Origin of the sequence: Brevibacillus fluminis (genome assembly GCF_052072235.1) — a bacterium.
GTDB classification, from domain to species: Bacteria; Bacillota; Bacilli; order Brevibacillales; family Brevibacillaceae; genus Brevibacillus_D; species Brevibacillus_D fluminis_A.
Window position 1 is genome coordinate 3,766,371 of sequence record NZ_CM125436.1, and the last position, 19,328, is coordinate 3,785,698.

The 19,328-nt window shown below is 51.9% G+C and carries 20 protein-coding genes and 1 other annotated feature; of the genes, 2 read left to right on the forward strand and 18 right to left on the reverse strand.

The window, feature by feature from the left end; translation table 11 throughout:
* The first annotated feature begins 27 nt into the window (after positions 1-27).
* Both ACTID9_RS18730 and ACTID9_RS18735 read left to right on the forward strand, forming a co-directional pair.
* On the forward strand, positions 28-963 hold the full coding sequence (locus ACTID9_RS18730; RefSeq protein WP_441066431.1) for an NAD(P)/FAD-dependent oxidoreductase: 936 nt from the start codon (positions 28-30) through the stop codon (positions 961-963).
* Positions 947-1,411, forward strand: a complete 465-nt coding sequence (locus ACTID9_RS18735) for an NUDIX domain-containing protein (RefSeq protein WP_441066432.1) — start codon at positions 947-949, stop codon at positions 1,409-1,411. The genes ACTID9_RS18730 and ACTID9_RS18735 overlap by 17 nt, the downstream gene beginning before the upstream one ends.
* Positions 1,412-1,460: 49 nt before the next feature.
* Here the strand turns inward: ACTID9_RS18735 and ACTID9_RS18740 are convergent, their stop codons facing one another.
* From ACTID9_RS18740 to ACTID9_RS18825, 18 genes are all read right to left on the reverse strand, one after another.
* Positions 1,461-2,843, reverse strand: a complete 1,383-nt coding sequence (locus ACTID9_RS18740; protein ID WP_441066433.1) for an MFS transporter — start codon at positions 2,841-2,843, stop codon at positions 1,461-1,463.
* 18 nt (positions 2,844-2,861) lie between these two features.
* On the reverse strand, positions 2,862-4,031 hold the full coding sequence (locus ACTID9_RS18745; RefSeq protein ID WP_441066434.1) for a mandelate racemase/muconate lactonizing enzyme family protein: 1,170 nt from the start codon (positions 4,029-4,031) through the stop codon (positions 2,862-2,864).
* Complete coding sequence (locus ACTID9_RS18750) at positions 4,006-4,773, reverse strand: TraR/DksA C4-type zinc finger protein (RefSeq protein WP_441066435.1); 768 nt, start codon at positions 4,771-4,773, stop codon at positions 4,006-4,008. Before ACTID9_RS18750 ends, ACTID9_RS18745 begins: the two co-directional genes overlap by 26 nt.
* 174 nt (positions 4,774-4,947) lie before the next feature.
* Positions 4,948-7,734 (reverse strand): isoleucine--tRNA ligase, encoded by a 2,787-nt coding sequence (gene ileS, locus ACTID9_RS18755; RefSeq protein ID WP_441066436.1) that lies wholly within the window; start codon positions 7,732-7,734, stop codon positions 4,948-4,950.
* Positions 7,735-7,833: 99 nt separating this feature from the next.
* Positions 7,834-8,071, reverse strand: a binding site (T-box leader).
* Positions 8,072-8,133: 62 nt separating this feature from the next.
* Positions 8,134-8,619, reverse strand: coding sequence for a DivIVA domain-containing protein (locus ACTID9_RS18760; RefSeq protein ID WP_441066437.1), 486 nt, complete (start codon positions 8,617-8,619; stop codon positions 8,134-8,136).
* Positions 8,620-8,721: 102 nt separating this feature from the next.
* Complete coding sequence (locus tag ACTID9_RS18765; RefSeq protein WP_441066438.1) at positions 8,722-9,492, reverse strand: RNA-binding protein; 771 nt, start codon at positions 9,490-9,492, stop codon at positions 8,722-8,724.
* 1 nt (position 9,493) lies between these two features.
* The gene (locus ACTID9_RS18770) at positions 9,494-9,757 is read right to left on the reverse strand and encodes a YggT family protein (RefSeq protein ID WP_441066439.1); all 264 of its coding nucleotides are present in this window, start codon (positions 9,755-9,757) and stop codon (positions 9,494-9,496) included.
* A 27-nt stretch (positions 9,758-9,784) separates the two neighbouring features.
* Positions 9,785-10,216 (reverse strand): cell division protein SepF, encoded by a 432-nt coding sequence (locus ACTID9_RS18775; RefSeq protein ID WP_441066440.1) that lies wholly within the window; start codon positions 10,214-10,216, stop codon positions 9,785-9,787.
* A gap of 33 nt (positions 10,217-10,249) precedes the next feature.
* On the reverse strand, positions 10,250-10,957 hold the full coding sequence (locus ACTID9_RS18780) for a YggS family pyridoxal phosphate-dependent enzyme (protein ID WP_441066441.1): 708 nt from the start codon (positions 10,955-10,957) through the stop codon (positions 10,250-10,252).
* A 22-nt stretch (positions 10,958-10,979) separates the two neighbouring features.
* The gene (gene pgeF, locus ACTID9_RS18785) at positions 10,980-11,795 is read right to left on the reverse strand and encodes a peptidoglycan editing factor PgeF (RefSeq protein ID WP_441066442.1); all 816 of its coding nucleotides are present in this window, start codon (positions 11,793-11,795) and stop codon (positions 10,980-10,982) included.
* A gap of 120 nt (positions 11,796-11,915) precedes the next feature.
* Positions 11,916-12,194 (reverse strand): YlmC/YmxH family sporulation protein, encoded by a 279-nt coding sequence (locus tag ACTID9_RS18790; protein WP_441066443.1) that lies wholly within the window; start codon positions 12,192-12,194, stop codon positions 11,916-11,918.
* A gap of 441 nt (positions 12,195-12,635) precedes the next feature.
* The gene (sigG, locus tag ACTID9_RS18795; RefSeq protein WP_122917002.1) at positions 12,636-13,415 is read right to left on the reverse strand and encodes an RNA polymerase sporulation sigma factor SigG; all 780 of its coding nucleotides are present in this window, start codon (positions 13,413-13,415) and stop codon (positions 12,636-12,638) included.
* Between the two features lie 125 nt (positions 13,416-13,540).
* Positions 13,541-14,263: an RNA polymerase sporulation sigma factor SigE gene (gene sigE, locus ACTID9_RS18800; protein WP_122917001.1), complete on the reverse strand. Its 723-nt coding sequence runs from the start codon at positions 14,261-14,263 to the stop codon at positions 13,541-13,543.
* 10 nt (positions 14,264-14,273) lie between these two features.
* Complete coding sequence (gene spoIIGA / locus ACTID9_RS18805; RefSeq protein WP_441066444.1) at positions 14,274-15,227, reverse strand: sigma-E processing peptidase SpoIIGA; 954 nt, start codon at positions 15,225-15,227, stop codon at positions 14,274-14,276.
* Positions 15,228-15,414: 187 nt separating this feature from the next.
* Positions 15,415-16,566: a cell division protein FtsZ gene (ftsZ, locus tag ACTID9_RS18810; RefSeq protein ID WP_441066445.1), complete on the reverse strand. Its 1,152-nt coding sequence runs from the start codon at positions 16,564-16,566 to the stop codon at positions 15,415-15,417.
* A 208-nt stretch (positions 16,567-16,774) separates the two neighbouring features.
* Complete coding sequence (ftsA, locus tag ACTID9_RS18815) at positions 16,775-18,034, reverse strand: cell division protein FtsA (protein ID WP_441066446.1); 1,260 nt, start codon at positions 18,032-18,034, stop codon at positions 16,775-16,777.
* Between the two features lie 138 nt (positions 18,035-18,172).
* Positions 18,173-18,520, reverse strand: a complete 348-nt coding sequence (locus tag ACTID9_RS18820) for a small basic family protein (RefSeq protein ID WP_122916997.1) — start codon at positions 18,518-18,520, stop codon at positions 18,173-18,175.
* Between the two features lie 3 nt (positions 18,521-18,523).
* Positions 18,524-19,267: a DUF881 domain-containing protein gene (locus ACTID9_RS18825; protein ID WP_441066447.1), complete on the reverse strand. Its 744-nt coding sequence runs from the start codon at positions 19,265-19,267 to the stop codon at positions 18,524-18,526.
* Positions 19,268-19,328 lie beyond the last annotated feature (61 nt).

A 19,328-nucleotide genomic window follows, 5' to 3' on the forward strand; every position in this document is an offset into this window, starting at 1 on the left:
TTAAGAATAGAGAGAGGAGGGAGAGCGGTGGAACATGTACAGGTGTTAATTATCGGCGGTGGAATGGCCGGCCTTTCCGCTGCGATCTGGTGCCAGCGCCTCGGATTATCCGCCGTCGTTCTGGAAGGCACGGATGCCATCGGCGGGCAAATCGGCCAGATCCGCAACCGCATATGGGACTTCCCGCCCGGCGTGTATCAGGATGGAGAAGCTCTCTTGACCGAACTCCAAAAAAACGAGAGCCTGCGCGCAAGCGGTCTCGTCCGCACAAATGAGCAAGCGCTCTCCATCGATACAGCCAAACGGCTCGTACATACGACAGCGCGCGTATACCGTCCCGACTATCTGATCATGGCGACCGGAATACGCCCCAATGAGCTTCCGGCTCTTGCCAAGGCCCCGAATGTTCTCGGCCCCTGGTTTTCAACAACATCGAACGCCAAATCGCTTGCCAACCAAAATATTCTCGTCATTGGCGGCGGGGACCGCGCGGTTGAATCCGCGATAAACCTGTCTTCCTATGCGCAAAACGTATGGGTCAGCGTGCGCTCCAATCGTCTGCGCGCACGCGATGAATGGCAAAAACAGCTCTGCCTGCGCAAGAACGTGACGATCCTCTGGGAAACGGAGATTGCCGCGGTAACTGCCGATCCTGCTCCCGTTGCGACCTTGCACTCCACCGTGGGCAAACCCGATCTGACACTCGCTGCCGACTGGATATTGCCGCGAATCGGTGTCCGGGGCAACAGTGAGCTGTTGCCCGAACTCCCCACGTACGGGGAAGGCTTTTATGTCGTCAACGATGTGCTGCAGACGCAGATCGACTGGATCTATGCGATTGGCGATGTCATCAACGGGCCTGCTTACGCCAGTCTCGCTTTGGCGTCGGGCCAGGCGATGAAAGCGATCAAACATATAATCCTGACCAGAAAGGAGAATTCACACGATGCACCGCTTTCTTGACCATTACGGCCTGCCTGTGACGCTGACCTTTGATCCCGCGATCTACGGTGAGCGCACAGCCAAGCATGTGCTGGTTTTTCCCTTTTATCAAAACAAATTGCTGTTTACGATCCATACCGAACGGGGCATCGAGCTTCCGGGCGGCAAAGTGGAGCCCGGCGAGACCAGCATCGCCGCCGCGATCCGCGAAACCTATGAAGAAACGGGCTACTGCCTGTCCGCGATCCGCAAAATCGGGCAGTACACCGTAGGCGACACCATCGTCAAAGACATTTACGTCGCCCTGGCAGAGCGTCAACTCCAGGAGATGGTTCACGACAATGTCGGCGGATGCCTCCTTTTGGACGTTCCGGAAACATTGAAAACGGATGAAAAATTCAGCCCTACGCTGCGCGATGATGTGTACCCGCTCACTCTCGCCTACTTGCGTGAGCATGGCATGGCGTAAGAAAAAAACAGCCTGGCACGGCGAATCACGGACCGGAGCCGAGGCTGTTTTATTTTTCCTTCTCCTTTTGCTTCAGCAGCTGGTCGACCATCTCATTGATGTTGAAGCCGAACTGCTCGCGCGATCTGCGCTGCGCCTCCATCTCCGCCCCGTCCTGCTCGATGCCCAAAATGGCAAGTGACTGCCGGATCGCCTCCTGCTCTTTTTTCTTCATCTCCTGCTGCTCTTTGGAAGCCGCGTCAAGCTCCATGTTTTCCGGCTTAATGAAGAAAAACGCCACTGCTGCCGAGACGAATGCGAGAGCCGCAACGCTCATGAACATCACATTCGACGAAATTTTGATCAGCCAGCTAAACACGGGCGGCCCGATTGCCACACCGATAAACCGAACACCGTTATACAGGGACGTGAGCATGCCGCGTTCCGATTTTTTGACCGCCCCCGTGATCATGCTGTTCAAACATGGCAAAATCATCCCGGAACCGATGCTTCCCACGGTCAAGATGCCGATCAATATCGACACATTCTTGATGAAACCCGCCGCTACATAGGAAGCAGACAATAACAGCATCCCTGTGATGATGAACCAGCGCATCCGGTTCAGCTTTTGCTTGATCATGATGCCGGTCAAATACGCCATGATCGACATGGCCAGAAGCGGAATCGCCAAAATCCCGCCTTTCAGCACGCCTTCAATCTTGAATTCTTCCTCCAAACGCTCCGACAAATAATAAAGGACGCCGAATAACGTAAACAGGCAGACGCTGCCGATCAAAAAAACCGCCCACAGCCATTGCTTATGCTTGGACAATACCGCGCCAACCGCTTTTTTGTATGCGCCAAACGGGAGCGGCTCGACTGATTTCTTTTTTTCGGTAACCAACCATAAAAACAGCACGAGCAATACGCAGCAAATGACGGGGAACGCCAAAAACACCATATACCAGGCAATCAGCCCAAGCAAGGAACCAATGATCGGGCTCAACACCTTGCCCATGCCATTTGACGTTTCCAAGAGGCCGAGCGCTTTGCTTTCCGATGAGCCATTGAACAGATCGCCGACGAGCGCCATGGCAATCGGTGCTGTTCCCGCCGCGCCGATCCCTTGCAAAAATCGTCCTGCCAATATGATCGGATACGGGTTTTTCCACCACATGGCGGCAAGTCCTGCGAGCAAGCCGCCTATTCCATAAATGATCAATGCAATCATGATCACTTTTTTGCGGGGAAATCGGTCGGACAAATAACCTGCGATCGGGATCACCAAACCGGCCGCAATCGAAAACGCCGTGATGAGGAAGCTGGACTGAAGGCTGGTTAGCCCAAGCGCTCCCTTCATCGCCGGCAGCACAGGAATCAGCATGGAGTTGCCGAGTACCATCACAAATGGCACGCCCGTTATGCCAATGAGGTTTTTCGTATTTTGCGCCATACGCTCTCCTCGCTTATGTTAATACGTGCCGCCATCCCAGCCGTACGCGCGAATGATTGCCATATCCGGCTCACACCCGATGCCGGAGCCGCTTGGCACCGTCGCATAACCGTTCGCAAGACGAATGAAAAACAGCTGGGTCAACGGATTTTCCATAACATCCCATTCGATCGGCTCGATTGCCTGATCCGGCATTTTGCTGTATGGAGGCAAAAGTGCCTGGGCCATTAACGCATACAGGCGTGACAAAGCCCCATCAAACGTATGGGGGGAGCAGCGAGCGCCAAACTGGCGGCTGCCAGCCAGTGTGCACCGGTACGCTTCCAAATCGTCATGATGCTGCGGGTCTGCTTGCACCAGATCAAAGCTCTCCGACCGCAGAAAAGGCAAAAACGCTTCCAGTCCGCCCAGATTCTCCCCTCCTGCGATGGGAACGGACAAGCTTTGCCGCAGCATGTGATAATGGGGAGCTTGCGTCTGCACCAGGGGGAGCGGTTCCTCCAGCCACGCGATTGGCTGTGACCAGCGTTGGAAGCATCGCTCCCAATTGCGTGCTGAAGCAAGGTCGTAGCTTTGGTTCGCATCAAGCGCGATCTGTGCACGGCCATCGACAAAAGAGACGACCTGATCGATATGCGCCTGGTCAACAGCAAGCGGCTTCCCCCCGATTTTCAGCTTCATCAGCGAAAATCCGCTGACAAGCGCCTGCTCGACTTTTCGCAGCGACTGCTTTTGCCAATCGCTTCGCTCCACATATGATTGCATGGAGGCATATACCGGTATTTGCTCATGAAGCCTGCCGCCCCATAGCTCACAAACAGAAATCCCCGCCCATTTGGCCACAATTTCGGTCAACGCCATGCTCACGGCTGTCGCTGCCCGCTGGTGCCATTTTTTTATCGCTCCCGTTAATGCGAGTCGATTGGCAGCGTTTTTCCCGATAAGAAACGGGATAATCCGCTTGTGAAAGCCGACATCAACCGTGGGGAGCCAATCGATGCACTCCCCCCATCCGTCCACACCATCGATCGTGATGACGCGAATCAAATAGCACGAACGGTATTGTTTGTAGCCATTGGCATCTCCGTATGGCTCCTGCAGCCGATACAGCAGCGGATACGTTTCGACTCGCTCGATCGTTAACGCAGGCTCGCTTGCAGCGCTACAGCAAGTCTGTTCGTCCTTCATTCTCGGCCCTCTCATCCTCGTAATCGTCGTAATCCAGGAAGTTCCCTTTTCCTTCCTTGTTGCGCATATATTCGTCATACATCCCGCTGCGCATAAAATGGACGGAATCCGGACCGACATTGCCATACATATCCGTATAACCGATTTCTTCTACCGGCTCGACAAAGCCCTCTTCTTCGTCCGATTCGATGTACATTTGCCCGTAATCGGTTCGATCGTTGTCATTGAACGAGAAAGCGGTGCTTGATGTGCCCCAGGATTCAACGATTTGCCAGGCATCCTCGCCATCAAATCCGTTTTGTCCTTCTTTTTCATCCAAAGAGGTACGGCCAAACGGCGGCTTTAAAAATTCCTCTTCAATCGGGCGCGATGTGTCCACGAAGGGAGATGGTGCATGCTCTTTGCACGTCATTGCCTGTGGCAACGCCTCAAGGCGTTCTTGCGGGATCGGCTGGTTGCACACCGTGCAGATCCCGTATGTGCCTTGTTCCATGCGTTCCAAAGCGGTGTCGATCTCCTTTAGCGTCTCCCGATCCAAACTGTACAGCGCAATATCTTTCTCGCGCTCGAACATCTCGCTTCCGATATCTGCCGGATGGTTATCGTACATCGACAGCTCTTCAATCGAGCCTTTCATCGATTCCTCCAGATCATAATGGGAGTTCTCTTTCAGCCTAGCTTCCAGGTCTTTCCGCTGTGCCAGCAATTGTTCTTTGCATTGATTCAGGAAAGTTTGATCCACGGTTGCACCATCCTTCGTTTTGCTCGTTTTCGATGTGCAGTTGTTTCGTGTAGTATGTCTCATTCGGCCGGCAAAAAAACGGGAAAGCCCGTCAGGAATGGCAGCAACCTCCACCATACAAAAAGCCCCGGGGTTCGTTGCAATCGGAACCCGGGGCTTTTGCGTCGTATTTTCTTATTCAGCTACATGTGCATAATGCTCATCCACGATGTCTGCGCAGCGTACGCACAGCTGCGGATGGCTTTCTTTCACGCCTACATCCGTTTTCACGACACGGCAGCGTTCGCACTTCACACCTTCAGCAGCCGACACAAGCACGGAAATCCCTTCCAGCTTTGTCGCTTCTGCAGCCGGAGCAGCGCCTGCAGCCTCAACCTCAACATGCGCAACGATGAACAGATCGGCCAGATCCTCCATGGAAGCGAGCACATTCGCCACTTCTTCGGTTGCAGGATAAAGCACCAGCTTGGCGTCAACCGAGTTACCGAATACTTTGTTGCGGCGCGCTTCTTCCATCGCCTTCAGCACTTCGTCACGGACAGACAGGAACGCATCCCATTTGGCAGCAAGCTCTTTGCTGAAGGAAAGATGCTGTTCATTCGCTTCCGGCATATCGGTCAGCTGCACGCTGGACGATTCTGTGCCAGGAATGAAGCTCCATACCTCGTCAGCAGTATGCGGAATGATCGGCGCTACAAGACGTACCAGATTCATCAAGCATTCATACGCGACGGTTTGGGACGCACGGCGCTTCGCACTGTTTGGCGCTTCCACGTAGAGTCTGTCTTTGCAAATATCCAGATAAAAGGCCGACAGATCGATCGTGCAGAAGTTGTGAACCGTGTGGAACACTGTATGGAACTGATAATCGTCATACGCTTTGCGCACGCGTTTTACCACTTCGGCGCCGCGAGCAAGCACGTAGCGGTCAAGCTCGCTCAACTGATCATATGGCACTTGATCACGCTGATGATCGTAGCCATCCAGATTGCCGAGCAGGAAGCGGAACGTGTTGCGCAGCTTGCGGTATACTTCCGCAATCTGGTTCAGGATCGCATCGGAAATACGCTGGTCCGCCTGATAATCCACAGACGCTACCCACAGGCGCAAAATGTCTGCGCCGAGCTTGTCGACGACATCTTGCGGAATGATGGTGTTTCCGAGCGACTTGGACATTTTGCGTCCTTCGCCATCCAGCGTAAAGCCGTGGCTCAATACGCCTTTGTACGGTGCGCGGCCATGGATCGCCACAGAGGTCGTCAGCGAGGAGTTGAACCAGCCGCGATATTGGTCCGAACCTTCCAGATACAGATCAGCAGGCGTTACGAGATCGTCGCGCTCGGCCAGCACTGCTTCATGGCTGGAACCAGAGTCAAACCATACGTCCATGATGTCGGTCTCTTTGCGGAAATCCGTGCAGCCGCATTTCTCGCACGCGAGGCCAGGAGGTACCAGCTCATTCGCATCTTTGGCAAACCAGACTTTGGAACCTTCTTTGCGGAACAAATCGGCGATATGGTTAATCGTCGTATCGTTGATGACCGGCTCATTGCATGATTTGCAGTAGAAAATTGGAATCGGCACGCCCCATACGCGTTGACGCGAGATGCACCAGTCGCCGCGATCCGCAACCATGTTTGCGAGACGCGTTTCGCCCCAGTGCGGAATCCATTTGACGTCTTTGATCGCAGCCAGCAGTTGGTCGCGGAAACCATCGATCGATGCGAACCATTGCTCGGTTGCCCGGTAAATCACCGGTTGTTTCGTCCGCCAGTCATGCGGATAGGAGTGGGTGATGAAGCCGAGCTTCAACAAAGCCCCGTTTTCTTGCAGCTTTTCCGTAATCAGCTTGTTGGCATCTTCATAGAAAATCCCTTCAAAACCAGGTGCTTCTGCGGTCAGCTTCCCTTCATGGTCCACCGGGCACAGCACGCCGATGCCGTACTTCATGCCGACGGCAAAGTCGTCTTCCCCGTGTCCTGGAGCGGTGTGAACGCAGCCTGTACCTGCATCAAGCGTAACGTGCTCGCCCAAAATAAGCGGCGATTCGCGATCGTAGAACGGATGCTGCGTCACGATGCCTTCCAGCTCGCTGCCCTTGAAGCTTTCCAGCACCTCGACTGTTTCCCAGCCGATTTCTTTGGTCACTGCTTCAAGCAAGCCTTGCGCCACCAAAAATTTGCGATCTCCCGCTTTGACCGTCACATACTCGATTTCCGGATGGAGCGAAATGGCCAGGTTGGCTGGAAGCGTCCAAGGCGTGGTCGTCCAGATAATGACTCCGGTATCGTTCGACAGCTTGCCTTTCCCATCTTTCACTTGGAAGCCGACATAGATCGAGGCGGAACGCTTGTCCTTGTATTCAATCTCGGCATCTGCGAGCGCCGTTTCCGAGGAAGGTGACCAGTACACACAGCGCAGCCCTTTGTAAATGTAGCCTTTTTTCGCCATTTCACCGAACACCTTGATTTGGCGCGCTTCATACTCAGGCAAAAGCGTCACATACGGATTTTCCCAGTCTCCGCGCACGCCCAGACGTTTGAATTGCTCCCGTTGCTTTTCGATGTAGCTCCACGCATACGCTTCGCAGCGCGCACGGAAGTCATTGACCTCGATGTTGCGGCGGTCCAGCTTTTGCGCATTGATGATCGCTTGCTCGATCGGCAAACCGTGCGTATCCCAACCAGGTACATACGGCGCATCGAAACCGGCCATCGATTTGTAGCGAACAATGATATCTTTCAAGATTTTGTTCAGCGCATGTCCAATATGGATGTCGCCGTTGGCATAAGGAGGGCCATCATGCAGGATGAAAGTCGGACGCCCTTTCGTCCGCTCCTGCACTTTCGCATAAATGTCCTGTTCATTCCACACCGCTTGCATTTGTGGTTCACGCGCTGGCAAATTTCCGCGCATGGGAAAATCGGTTTTTGGCAAATTCAGTGTTTTGCTGTAATCCATTACCCTTCACTCCTACTTGTTTGATTCATATGTACGCCAAGCCAAGCGTCTTTTGGAGGAACCACTCTTTTTTGAATACAAAAAAAGCCTGCTCATCCCTCTAGGGACGAGACAGACTCCCGTGGTACCACCCTACTGAACCCGTTGCAGCCAAAACCGCAACAGGAACACTCCATCATTCGTAACGGGAATGAACCGCTCGCCTACCAGCCCAAGCAGAGCCTTCAGCCTAGAACTCCCGGGTGATATTCGACAAGTGCGCTGATCGGGTTCACACCAGGCCCCGACTCTCTTGACAGCTGCTCGCTTCTCTACTTATCCCGTTCATCGTCATGATCTATTAAAAGTACGAAAAGTTAAAAGAAATTATAGCTCCAGTCTAGCCATTTCGTCAATGCTCTATTCAACCAAAATCTCTGATTTCTCGCGTTCGAGGTCTTCCCAATCACCGTTTTCCAGCATTTCCAGCTGTGCTTCAAGCAGCGTACGGAACCGCATCCGGTAGACAGATGCGCGTTTTTTCAACTCTTCGATCTCGATTGCCACCTTGCGCGATTTAGCCAGCGCTTCGTTCACAATGCGATCGGCGTTCTTTTCGGCTTCCTTCAAAATCAGCTGTGCTTCTTTGCGCGCATTGGCCTTTACGTCCTCGGCAGTTTCCTGGGCAATCAAAATCGATTTGCTCAAGTTCTCCTCCAGACTTTTATAGTGTTCGATGCGCTCATTCAGCATGGCAGCGCGGTCTTCAAGCTCCTTTTTCTCCTTGATCAACAGTTCCATATCTTTGATGACCTGGTCAAGAAATTCATTTACCTCGTCTACATTGTAACCGCGAAAACCTGTGCTGAATTCCTTATTGTGTATGTCTAATGGCGTTAACGGCACGCAAACACCCCATTTTCCCCAGAAATCGTTGTTTAGTCATTTCGACACGCTTCACTTATTTCCTGCTGAATATGCAAAATTATGCAATCCCTGTGCGTTAGGTTATGCGTAGATCCCGACAATCATGCGGGTACGTCCGCTTTTTGTCGGGCCGCCCGTTTCGATGATCTCAAACCGGCCAAATCCCCCGACAGAGATGACATCACCCGTTCCCACATGATGCGACGGATCTTCCGTTACCTTCCAATTGACCTTCACTTTGCCGGCACGAATGGGCACGAGCGCCTTCGTCCTCGATAAATGGTGCACCTCGCCGATCACCGCATCAAGCCGCAGAGATGGCAATGTCACGTGTTTTTCGACACGGCGTTTTTCCGGTATTCGCAGCGAAGTCCACGGAATCTCGGTGCATTCGACAGGCAGCCGATGTACCTGTGTAAGCTGCAGCTGGATAAAAGAAAATACCTCTCTTGCCACGATCACTTGACAGCCGCGCTCATCTAGCAAAATGTCCCCGAACTTTTCCCGTTTCAGCCCGATATGCAAAAGAGCGCCCAGCACATCTTTGTGCGTTAGCTTGAGGAAGCGCTGGTCCCCGCTGATCTCTGCCAATGTCAGCTGGTAGTCTTCCTCTTCCGCCGCCATATAAGGCGGATGGATGACGGCCCGGACCCGCTCCGCGCCTTCATAGCCGCCGCTGGCCGTTACCTTCACGTCGGCTTGTGACGTCAGGCTCTGCATGATCGCAAGCTGACGCGGGTCCATAAAATCAGTCAGGCGCAGGGTCTGCTTCCGCTCTGCTTGCTTCAGCATCTCCAGCGCCCGTTCGACAAAAGGCAATTCCTCTTTTCGATAATGATCGTACATGCTCATCCTAGATCACCATCAAAATGAGCGCTCTCAGGCCGTCTTTTGCAAGCGATAACGCAATCAACGCCACGATTGGCGAAATGTCAATGAAACCGAGCGTCGGAATAAAACGCCGAAATGGCGCCAAATATGGTTCGACCAGCCGTTCCAACAGTTGTCCGATTGCCGTATCTCTCATTTGAGGAACCCACGACATGAGTACATAAGCGATTACCATAAACTGATAAACACTGAATAAAAAATCAATGACCGTCCACAAATAAGCCATGGATTCACCTCGATTGCGTAATGATACCTACTCTTCAATGATGCTCGAAATGTTTCCTTGAATATCGACATGGTCTGGCGTGCAGACGAAGATATGGTCGCCCACCTTTTGAATGTCTCCGTTCAGTGCATACACCGTGCCGCTGATGAAATCAACAATTCGTTTCGCTTGATCCTTTTCAACTCGTTGCAAATTCATGACGACCGGGCGGCGGTAACGCAGGTTGTCGGCGATATCTTGCGCATCACCATAACTGCGCGGTTCAAACAGCATCAAACGAATCGCTTCCTTTTCGCGAGCCGAATGGATGCTGACGACATTATTCGTCCTCGCCGTGTTATTCATGGTGTTGCGCTTTGGGGCAATCTCTTCCTCCTGCTGCTGCTCTTCGACGATTTCCTCGACAACTTCCTCGTTTTCGAGCCCCAAAAAATTCATGATCCTGTTCATGACCCCCATATGTACCCTCCTTTCGTCTTCTGCTTCCAAGGTTTACTCGGGACTCACCAGTACAGAACCCACCCGAATATAGGTAGCGCCTTCCTCGATCGCCACCTCAAAATCGTTGGACATCCCCATCGACAGCTCGTTCGGCGTCAAATTGTCAATGCCCAGCGACAACAATCGATCACGCCATTCCCGAAGTCCGCGGAAAACCGGACGCACGTCCTCGGCATTTTCGACAAATGGCGCCATTGTCATTAAACCTATCACTCTTATATGTTTCATATTACTGGTTTCCTGTACAAAAGCCAAGACATCCTTGGGATCCAGCCCAAATTTTGTCTCTTCGCCAGATACGTTGATCTGCAGGAAACATTGCGCCGTGATGCCGAGCGCTTCTGCCCGTCGATTCAGTTCCTCCGCAAGCGACAAACGGTCGAGGGAATGAAACCGGTCAAATTTGCCGATCACATCTTTGACTTTGTTCGTCTGCAGATGGCCGATGAAATGCCATGTACCCGTTTCCCCGTATGCCTCGTATTTCGGCAGCGCGTCCTGCACGCGATTTTCACCGATGTGCGTAAGCCCGGCTGCCAGCACTTCGCCGATGGCCGGGACATCGATATATTTCGTTACCGCAATGATGTTTACCTCTTCCCGCTTGCGCCCTGCACGCTCGCAGGCTGCTGCGATGCGCGGTTCCAATTCAGCCAACCGCTTTTGAACTACTTCACGCGATACAAATCGTTCCGACACTTTCCAAAATCCCCCTTTACGCTTATGCCCAGCCGATGTAGGAAGCCATTCGTCCGGTTTTCCCCGCCTCTTTCCGATAGGAGAAAAACAAATCCGGTCGGCAGCTCGTGCACCAATCCGTCCGCAAAATATGTTCCGGCCGTATGCCAGCTTCTTCCATAATCAATTGATTGAGCACTTTCAGATCAAGCATATACTTTCCTGGTCCCGCATTCGTTACGCAAGTTTGCCAACGATCGCTCGACTGCTTGACCTGATCGATGACAAAATCGTCCAACTCGTAGCAGCAGCCGCCAATCGACGGACCGATCGCGGTCAAAATCTCTTCTGGCTTGCTCCCGAAATCGCGCGCAAACGCACGAATCATTTCCTCGGAAATACGCCCTACCGTTCCCCGCCAACCAGCATGTGCCAGTCCGATGGCGCGACTCGCCGGATCGATGAAATAAAGAGGCACGCAATCCGCATAGAAGGATGTGAGCAAAATCCCGTTTTCATCGGTATATATTCCGTCTGTTTTGGCTATCGACTCTTCAAATGCTTCACGCCCTGCTCCCGCTTCGGCTGCCGTTATGCGCATGACTTTGTTGCCATGAATTTGTTCGGCACAGCTAAACCTTGCGAATGAAAAGCCTAGTTCGTCGCAGAGTGTTTGCCGATTCGAAATGACAGCCTGGGGATCGTCCCCAACGTGAAGGCCCATGTTAAACGATCCAAACGGCTCTTTGCTGCTGCCGCCTGTCCGTATGGTAAAACCGGCTTGCAGCGAGGGAAATCGTGCTTCCCACGGCGCAAGCTGCAGGCTGTGCGACTCTGGCGCCAATCGGAAAGAATCCACACTACTCTCCTCCTACCTCGTCAAAGGATACTCCTACCATCTTAACGGGTATTGTTTGCTTTTCGCAATAGGACAATCTTCAGGGGAGACCCATTCGGCCTCCCCTGTGCTGAGCGTTCTTCATTCGTCCCCCGCTGAAGACTGACGTGAATCCAACCGTATCGGCTCTTCGACCCTGACTAACACAACATCCTTCCCAATCTTGACAATATTTCGCCACGGGATGACATAATCGTTTCCAGACGAGAAAAAGCCGAGAAACTTACCTGGCCCCGGTACGATAATCGCTTCGATTCGCCCCTGCCGCAAGTCGATTTCCAGATCGGCGATTTGTCCAAGGCGTTTTCCGTCCAAAATATTGACGACCTCTTTGGTTTGAAAGTCAGAGATTTTCACCATTCCATGTCACCTGCACTTTCTGCCCTTGCTTTTATTAATATAATGGCGGGGGTTGGAAATATGTCCGGGATTGTGAGAAAAACTGGCTATTTGGGCTTTGGTGGAGGCGAGGGGATTTGCAGAAAAAAGCTCCACGAAAGCGGTGACCATGCCTGCTGGGGGTCGGGGTGAACGGCGCAAGCAAAAAAATGGAAACCGCGCCCCAATGCCACACGCTGCGCGGCGGGTGTATCTCACAGATGATATGTGGCGCGAAAGACGTTTCCATTTTTCCGCCTGCGCCTGGTGGGCATGGCCAAAGCTTTCGCTCCGCTTTTTTCTGCAAATCCCTGGCTGCTCGTATAAAGCACCGCGACACTCCTCTCCCCCTCCCCCAAAAAAGCGTGCTCCCATAAAAAAGAAGCTTCCTCTCATCAAGAAAGCTTCGAATGATCACGTTTTTTAAGTTTGGACGTGCTTTTGCATGTGGGCGATCGCCGCTTTTTCGAGGCGGGAGACTTGGGCCTGGGAGATGCCGATTTCTTCCGCGACCTCCATTTGGGTTTTGCCTTCGTAAAAGCGCATGGAGATGATCATTTTCTCCCGGTCGCCGAGCCGCTGCATCCCTTCGCGCAGCGCGATTTCTTCCACCCATGTCGTGTCTTTGTTCTTTTCATCGCTGATCTGATCCATCACGTAGATCGGATCGCCGCCGTCCTGATAGATCGGCTCGAACAAAGAGACCGGGTCCTGGATCGCATCGAGTGCAAACACCACGTCTTCCTTGGCTACGTTCAGCTGGGAGGAAATCTCGGTGATGGTGGGTTCGCGCGAGTGGCGATTGGTCAGTTGATCGCGCACCTGCAGCGCCTTGTAGGCGATGTCACGCAAGGAGCGAGAGACGCGAATCGGGTTGTTGTCGCGCAGATAACGCCGGATTTCCCCGATGATCATCGGCACGGCGTAGGTAGAAAACTTGACGTTTTGTCCAAGATCAAAGTTATCAATCGCTTTCATGAGACCGATGCACCCTACCTGAAACAGGTCGTCCACATACTCGCCGCGATTGTTAAAGCGCTGGATCACGCTCAACACCAATCTGAGGTTACCATTCACCAGCTTCTCGCGTGCAGCATGCTCCCCACCCTGCAGCCGTTCAAACAGCTCTCGCATTTCCTTGTTGGTCAAGACGGGTAGCTTCGATGTGTCTACTCCACAGATTTCCACCTTGTTGCGCGTCATATGATCCCCCTCCTCTGGAGCAAAAAGAAAAAGTCCCTATACCGGTTGTCAGCTCATACGGCCACGGGTGAACGCGGTTTAGGAACAGTATCTCCTTGGATTGGGAAAATATGCGTATTTTTGGCTTAGACCATCTTGTTGAATTCTTTCCGTAATCGTTTAATAATTCGTTTTTCCAGACGGGAAATGTAGGACTGGGAAATTCCCAACAAATCCGCTACGTCTTTCTGCGTCTTCTCCTCCTCGCCGGCAAGGCCGAAACGCAGTTCCATGATCGTCCGTTCGCGGTCGGACAATTTGTCCAGCGCTTTTTTCAGCAGCTTGCGGTCCACCTGGTCCTCGATGTTTTTGTAAATCGTATCGTTTTCTGTACCCAGCACATCCGAAAGCAAAAGCTCATTGCCATCCCAGTCAATATTCAGCGGTTCGTCAAACGATACTTCCGAACGGATTTTGTTGTTGCGGCGCAAATACATCAAAATTTCATTTTCAATGCAGCGAGAGGCATAGGTGGCAAGCTTGATATTTTTTTCCGGATCAAACGTGTTCACCGCTTTAATCAAGCCGATGGTGCCGATGCTGACCAAGTCTTCGATGTTAATGCCCGTGTTTTCAAATTTGCGGGCAATGTAGACGACCAGACGCAAATTCCGTTCGATCAGCATGCTTCGCACAGCCACATCGCCTGATGGCAGCCGATGCAGCAAATACTCTTCTTCCTCCCGCGTCAGCGGCGGCGGCAGGGCTTCGCTTCCGCCGATGTAGTAGATTTCTTCTGCTTTCATTCCAAGACGAATCAGCACACGATACCAGAACAATTGAAGATTCAGGCGAATATTTAGCTTCATGTTAGCCCTCCTAAGAATTAGAGATCGCTTGCGCTTGCGGATCACTTTGTATAAGTGCAGGATGAACGATCGCCTGGTAACGGCCATCTGCCGATAATGCGATCGGATTCAATCCGATTAAGACCTTTGTCGCTTGAAATGTTTGGCCGTCCACAACGATGCTGAGCCCATCCGGCTTGATCGCGATGAGAAAATCCATCCCGCGCGATACGCTCCGATACGGAATCAACCGCAAGCGCGTCTGCCATTCGGGCGCAAGCTCTGCGAAAACCTCGTCGACCTGCCCCATTTTGTCCTGTGCTTTCGCCAAATAGGCCGCCAAGGCGCTCGGGAGAAGATGGGCAAATAGCCTGCTTTCCATCAGCATCACGGGCGTACGGGAAAACGGTTCGTACAGCTGGTTGCCGGTATCGATCAAACCGGTGCACAAAATATGTTCATCCCCAAGCTTCACGACCACTTCCGTGAGAAACTGTCCCATCCGCTTCGGTTCGGCGATCGCCTGATAGCTGCGACGGCTTAAGAAAATGACGATGGCGAAGCCTGCGGCAAGCACGAGCAGCGTAGGCTTGGTTCCCACACCGAAGCTGTCGTTATGTGTGACCAGAATCCCGTTAACAATCTCATTCTGGCCTGCCCCCAAATATTCAAGAGCGAACACACCTCCTCCAAAAACAAAAGCAACAAAATAAAAAATGCAGAGCGTCTGAAAAAATGAGAGAATGCGGCGGAACCCAAACGCGATCCAGAGCATCAGGATGGAAAACAGCAGCTTGACCATCCATTGATACATACCGGCGAAGGCAGGAAAAAAGAAAAAGGCAACGTACGTGGAGCCAAACGCAGCTGCCAGAAGGAGTCTCCACCATACGACGCGCTCTTTGCGAAAATATGCCGTAAAATAGAGCAGCATTGCGTCGATGGCCAAATTGAGCAGCAGAATGACATCTAAATAAATTACCATGTGATCGGGCCTCCACCGCAAGAAAAGAGTTCGATTTTCTCCCGGGCAAACATAGTATATCTTAATGTCTATGTGAAGTCTGTCAAAATTTGACAGGTCTATTTCAAAATTAATGCTGAAAAAGAAAGAACCCCCCTGCTCTTCTTACGAAAAGAGCAAGGGGGTTTCCATCATGAAAATGTTTCGCTTATTTGCGGTTGCGGCGACGGTTGCGCAGGAATGCCGGGATGTCGAGGTTGTCCAGATTGGACATGGACAAGATCGTTTTTTCCGGTTCTTCCTCGCGCGGGCGCGCATTGGTTGCAGCGGATGGCTGCTGCTGCGAGGTGCGCGACTGCTGCGATGCAGCGGATTGCTGCTGTGCTCTGCGCATCTCGGACTGTTGGTTCTCTTCAAAACCGGTTGCGATTACCGTCACGAGGATCTCATTTTTCAAATCCTCGTTGATTACCGCACCGAAAATCATGTTTACGTCCAAATCGGCAGCAGACGAAACGATATCTGCCGCTTCGTTTACTTCATACAAGCTCAGGTTGCTTCCACCTGTGATGTTGAGCAGCACACCGCGCGCTCCTTCGATGGAAGTTTCCAAAAGCGGGCTCGAAATCGCTCTGCGCGCTGCTTCCGCCGCACGATTTTCGCCGCTGGCTGCACCGATCCCCATCAAAGCGGAACCGCGTTCGGTCATAATGGTTTTCACGTCAGCAAAGTCAAGGTTGATCAAGCCAGGTACGGCGATCAAATCGGAAATCCCTTGAACCCCTTGACGCAAAATGTTGTCTACTTCGCGGAATGCTTCCAGCATCGGCGTGTTTTTATCCACGATTTCCAGCAGTCGGTCATTTGGGATGACGATCAGCGTATCCACTTTTTCTTTCAACGCGGCGATACCCGCCTCAGCATGCAAAGAGCGTTTGCGACCCTCGAACGAGAACGGTCGGGTTACAACACCAACGGTTAACGCTCCCAGCTCTTTGGCAATTTCCGCGATCACGGGAGCTGCGCCTGTCCCTGTTCCTCCGCCCATACCCGCGGTAACGAACACCATGTCAGCACCGCGCAGAGCATTTTCAATCATGTCACGGCTTTCTTCCGCCGCTTTTTTACCGATCTCAGGGTTGGCACCTGCGCCCAATCCCCGTGTCAGCTTTTCGCCAATTTGCAATTTCAAGTCTGCACCCGACAAATGAAGCGCTTGGGCATCTGTGTTAACGGTGATGAATTCAACGCCCTTCACCCCGCCGTCAATCATGCGGTTAACCGCATTGCTTCCGCCACCGCCGCAGCCAATTACCTTAATCTGTGCAAACGATTCCATATCGAAGTCAAATTCCAGCATCTTGCAAGTTCCTCCTCATTAGATCGTCAGAAGAGATTTGATTGAGTCTTATGATCAAAAGCATCCTTGACCCGTGGTTGCACAGCCAGCGGGGGGCTTTTAGGCTTACGCGATCTCAACCGTCTTCAAAAACGGTCATTCCCGTTTTTAATCCCTCTTATCGGTGACAAACTCGCTGACCGCATCCGGTCAAATGGATTGTCGGTGATTAAATAAATTCGCTGAACCAGTTTTTCACCTTGTCAATCAAGCCAGGGCCTTCTTTCGCCTGTTTGGCTGGACTCGGTTTCGGAGCGCTTTTCGCTGTGGCCCCCACCTTGACAGGTTTGCGTTCCATGCGCTGGAGCGCGTATTGGATCAAGCCGACGCCTGTCGTATAGGCAGGATCGCGAACCCCGATGTAGTCAGGAATCGCTACCCGTACAGGCATATCCAGCTCTTCCTTCGCTAGCTCGAGCATGCCTGGCATCGAGACAGAACCGCCTGTAAGAACCAAACCGCCTGCAAGTTCATCGCCGAATCCGAGCTTGTAGATCGTATCCTCGATGAGTTGGAAAATCTCGGCTGCGCGCGGTTCGATAATCGTTGCCAAATCAACCTGGGTAAACTGCTTCTCCACTTCACTGCCGATGCGGGTTACCTTGAATTTGACATCATCAGAGGCATCATCGATCAAAGCGCAGCCATGTTTCGTTTTGGTTCTTTCCGCCGCTTCCGTATTCGTGCGCAGTCCAAGCGCGATATCGTTGGTAATGTGGTCTCCCCCAATACCAATCACGGCCGTTTCGACCAGTTGCCCCTGTTCGAATACACCAATCGTCGTAGAACCCGCGCCGATGTCGACAAGCGCAACCCCCATGTTTTTGTCATCTTTGCTCAGTGCCACACTGCTTGCTGCGAGCGGCTGCAAAAAGATTCCTGCTACACGTAAGCTTGCTTTCTCTACGCAACGTACGATATTGTGAACGACTGTTTTCGAGCCGGAAACAATTGTTCCTTCCATTTCCAAACGAACGCCGATCATTCCTCTAGGGTCTTTGATACTACCCTGTCCATCGACGATGTACTCCTTCGGCACTACTTCAATAATTTCGCGATCAGGCGGAATAGCAACGACTTTCGCTGCCTGGATTACCCGTAGAATATCATCTTCTCTGATTTCTCGATCGTCGCTGGAAACGGCAACGACACCATGCGTTTCATGCAATTCGATATGGTTGCCGGTGATCCCGACAAATACCTCATGTATGGATACGCCTACCATTCGTTCTGCATGATCGACAGCTTCCCGGATGGCATGCACGGTTTGGTCAATATCGACGATAGCTCCTTTTTTGATTCCTTCAGAGTGGGCTTGTCCCACACCAATGATGTTGATCGCCCCGTTGTTGATCTCCCCGATGATGATGCGAACTTTGGACGTCCCTATATCTAAGCTGACAACGAGTTCACTGTGACCACTCACCAAACCTGTGACACCTCCCTTGCACTACATCTAATATCTTCTTCAAAGTGAGAACACTCCGTTACACTATTCAACACGGGAAATCAATTCCCTTTTTTTTTTCCAACTTTTTTAAAAAAATGACCTTTTTCCTAAGCGTTTTTACTCTTGTTGATTTAACCACTTGGAAAGGATGATTCGCCGGATGACCGCCAAATTGTTAAACAAGCGAACGCCGAACGCGACGATGGCCGCCATGTACAGGTCAATGCCCAAAAATGCACCGAGAAAAGCCAGGCCCGCGGCGAACAGCGTGTTGAAAAAAAATCCGGACATGAAGATACGAACGTTAAACATTCGTTCAAGATAGGACCGAACCCCGCCAAAGATGGTGTCCAATCCTGCGAGGAGCGCAATCGACAAATAGCTGCTGTATTCTTGCGGCACACGCAAATCCAGCAAGAAGCCTACTGTCACCCCTACGATAAGGCCAAGCACCGGAAGCCACATGATTTACGATTCTCCTTTTACATTGACTGGTTTCATATGTTGGATTGTCCGCGTTCCCGTAAAAGCGGGAATCAGCAATTTCTCTTCTTTTTCCAACACAACCGTTTTGTTGGCTAACTGGAAATTGGAATCGACACCCTCCAGCTTCAAACCGGAGATCAGACCATCCGGGTCGCCGAGCGCCTTGATTTCGTAGGGCGGCTTGATCGTCCGCGTATCGACCTGGATATCTTCGCCGACATTGCGGATGGAACTCGTCGAAATCAGGCGATTGCCATTGATGGATACGGCTTTCGCTCCGTTGGAAAACAGCACATTGACCAACCAGCGCAAATCCTCATCGATGACAAGCGGCGGACCATGGGGATCGATTGCATCCGTCGGCGGAGGTGTCATCGTGTCGACCGCGCGATCCGTGATCTTGACGACGATGCCTTCCCCTTCCACACTAACCATCCCAGCCAAATTACGAGCACGGGCCAGCTCTTCTTTCATGACGCTGATGCTCTGGCCCTCCGTCAAGGATGTTTCGTACTGATAGAGCAGCTGATCGTATTTGGACGTGTCAGCCAAGAGGTTTTTCCGTTTTTCCAGTTCCTTTTGCAGCGTAATACGGAGATCGTTTATGCTCCTGGACTCTTTTTTTATCGGATTCATGCTGCTTTGCAACTGTGTCGCCAGCATAATTCCAATAATAGCACTGATAATTGTCAGAATAAACGTAATTTTGCGGTTTTTCCCCAACATGCTCTTTGCACCTTTTCTCCTAGAAAATACGTACCACCTTTTCTTTTACATCCAATCGTCA

Coding starts and splice junctions, on each gene's coding strand:
- ACTID9_RS18735 (WP_441066432.1), top strand. CDS start 947: ATGCACCGCTTTCTTGACCATTACGGCCTGCCTGTGACGCTGACCTTT.
- ACTID9_RS18740 (WP_441066433.1), bottom strand. CDS start 2,843: ATGGCGCAAAATACGAAAAACCTCATTGGCATAACGGGCGTGCCATTT.
- ACTID9_RS18745 (WP_441066434.1), bottom strand. CDS start 4,031: ATGAAGGACGAACAGACTTGCTGTAGCGCTGCAAGCGAGCCTGCGTTA.
- ileS (WP_441066436.1), bottom strand. CDS start 7,734: ATGGATTACAGCAAAACACTGAATTTGCCAAAAACCGATTTTCCCATG.
- ACTID9_RS18765 (WP_441066438.1), bottom strand. CDS start 9,492: ATGAGCATGTACGATCATTATCGAAAAGAGGAATTGCCTTTTGTCGAA.
- ACTID9_RS18770 (WP_441066439.1), bottom strand. CDS start 9,757: ATGGCTTATTTGTGGACGGTCATTGATTTTTTATTCAGTGTTTATCAG.
- ACTID9_RS18775 (WP_441066440.1), bottom strand. CDS start 10,216: ATGGGGGTCATGAACAGGATCATGAATTTTTTGGGGCTCGAAAACGAG.
- ACTID9_RS18790 (WP_441066443.1), bottom strand. CDS start 12,194: ATGGTGAAAATCTCTGACTTTCAAACCAAAGAGGTCGTCAATATTTTG.
- sigG (WP_122917002.1), bottom strand. CDS start 13,415: ATGACGCGCAACAAGGTGGAAATCTGTGGAGTAGACACATCGAAGCTA.
- sigE (WP_122917001.1), bottom strand. CDS start 14,263: ATGAAGCTAAATATTCGCCTGAATCTTCAATTGTTCTGGTATCGTGTG.
- spoIIGA (WP_441066444.1), bottom strand. CDS start 15,227: ATGGTAATTTATTTAGATGTCATTCTGCTGCTCAATTTGGCCATCGAC.
- ftsZ (WP_441066445.1), bottom strand. CDS start 16,566: ATGCTGGAATTTGACTTCGATATGGAATCGTTTGCACAGATTAAGGTA.
- ACTID9_RS18820 (WP_122916997.1), bottom strand. CDS start 18,520: ATGTGGCTTCCGGTGCTTGGCCTTATCGTAGGGGTGACAGTAGGCTTC.
- ACTID9_RS18825 (WP_441066447.1), bottom strand. CDS start 19,267: ATGTTGGGGAAAAACCGCAAAATTACGTTTATTCTGACAATTATCAGT.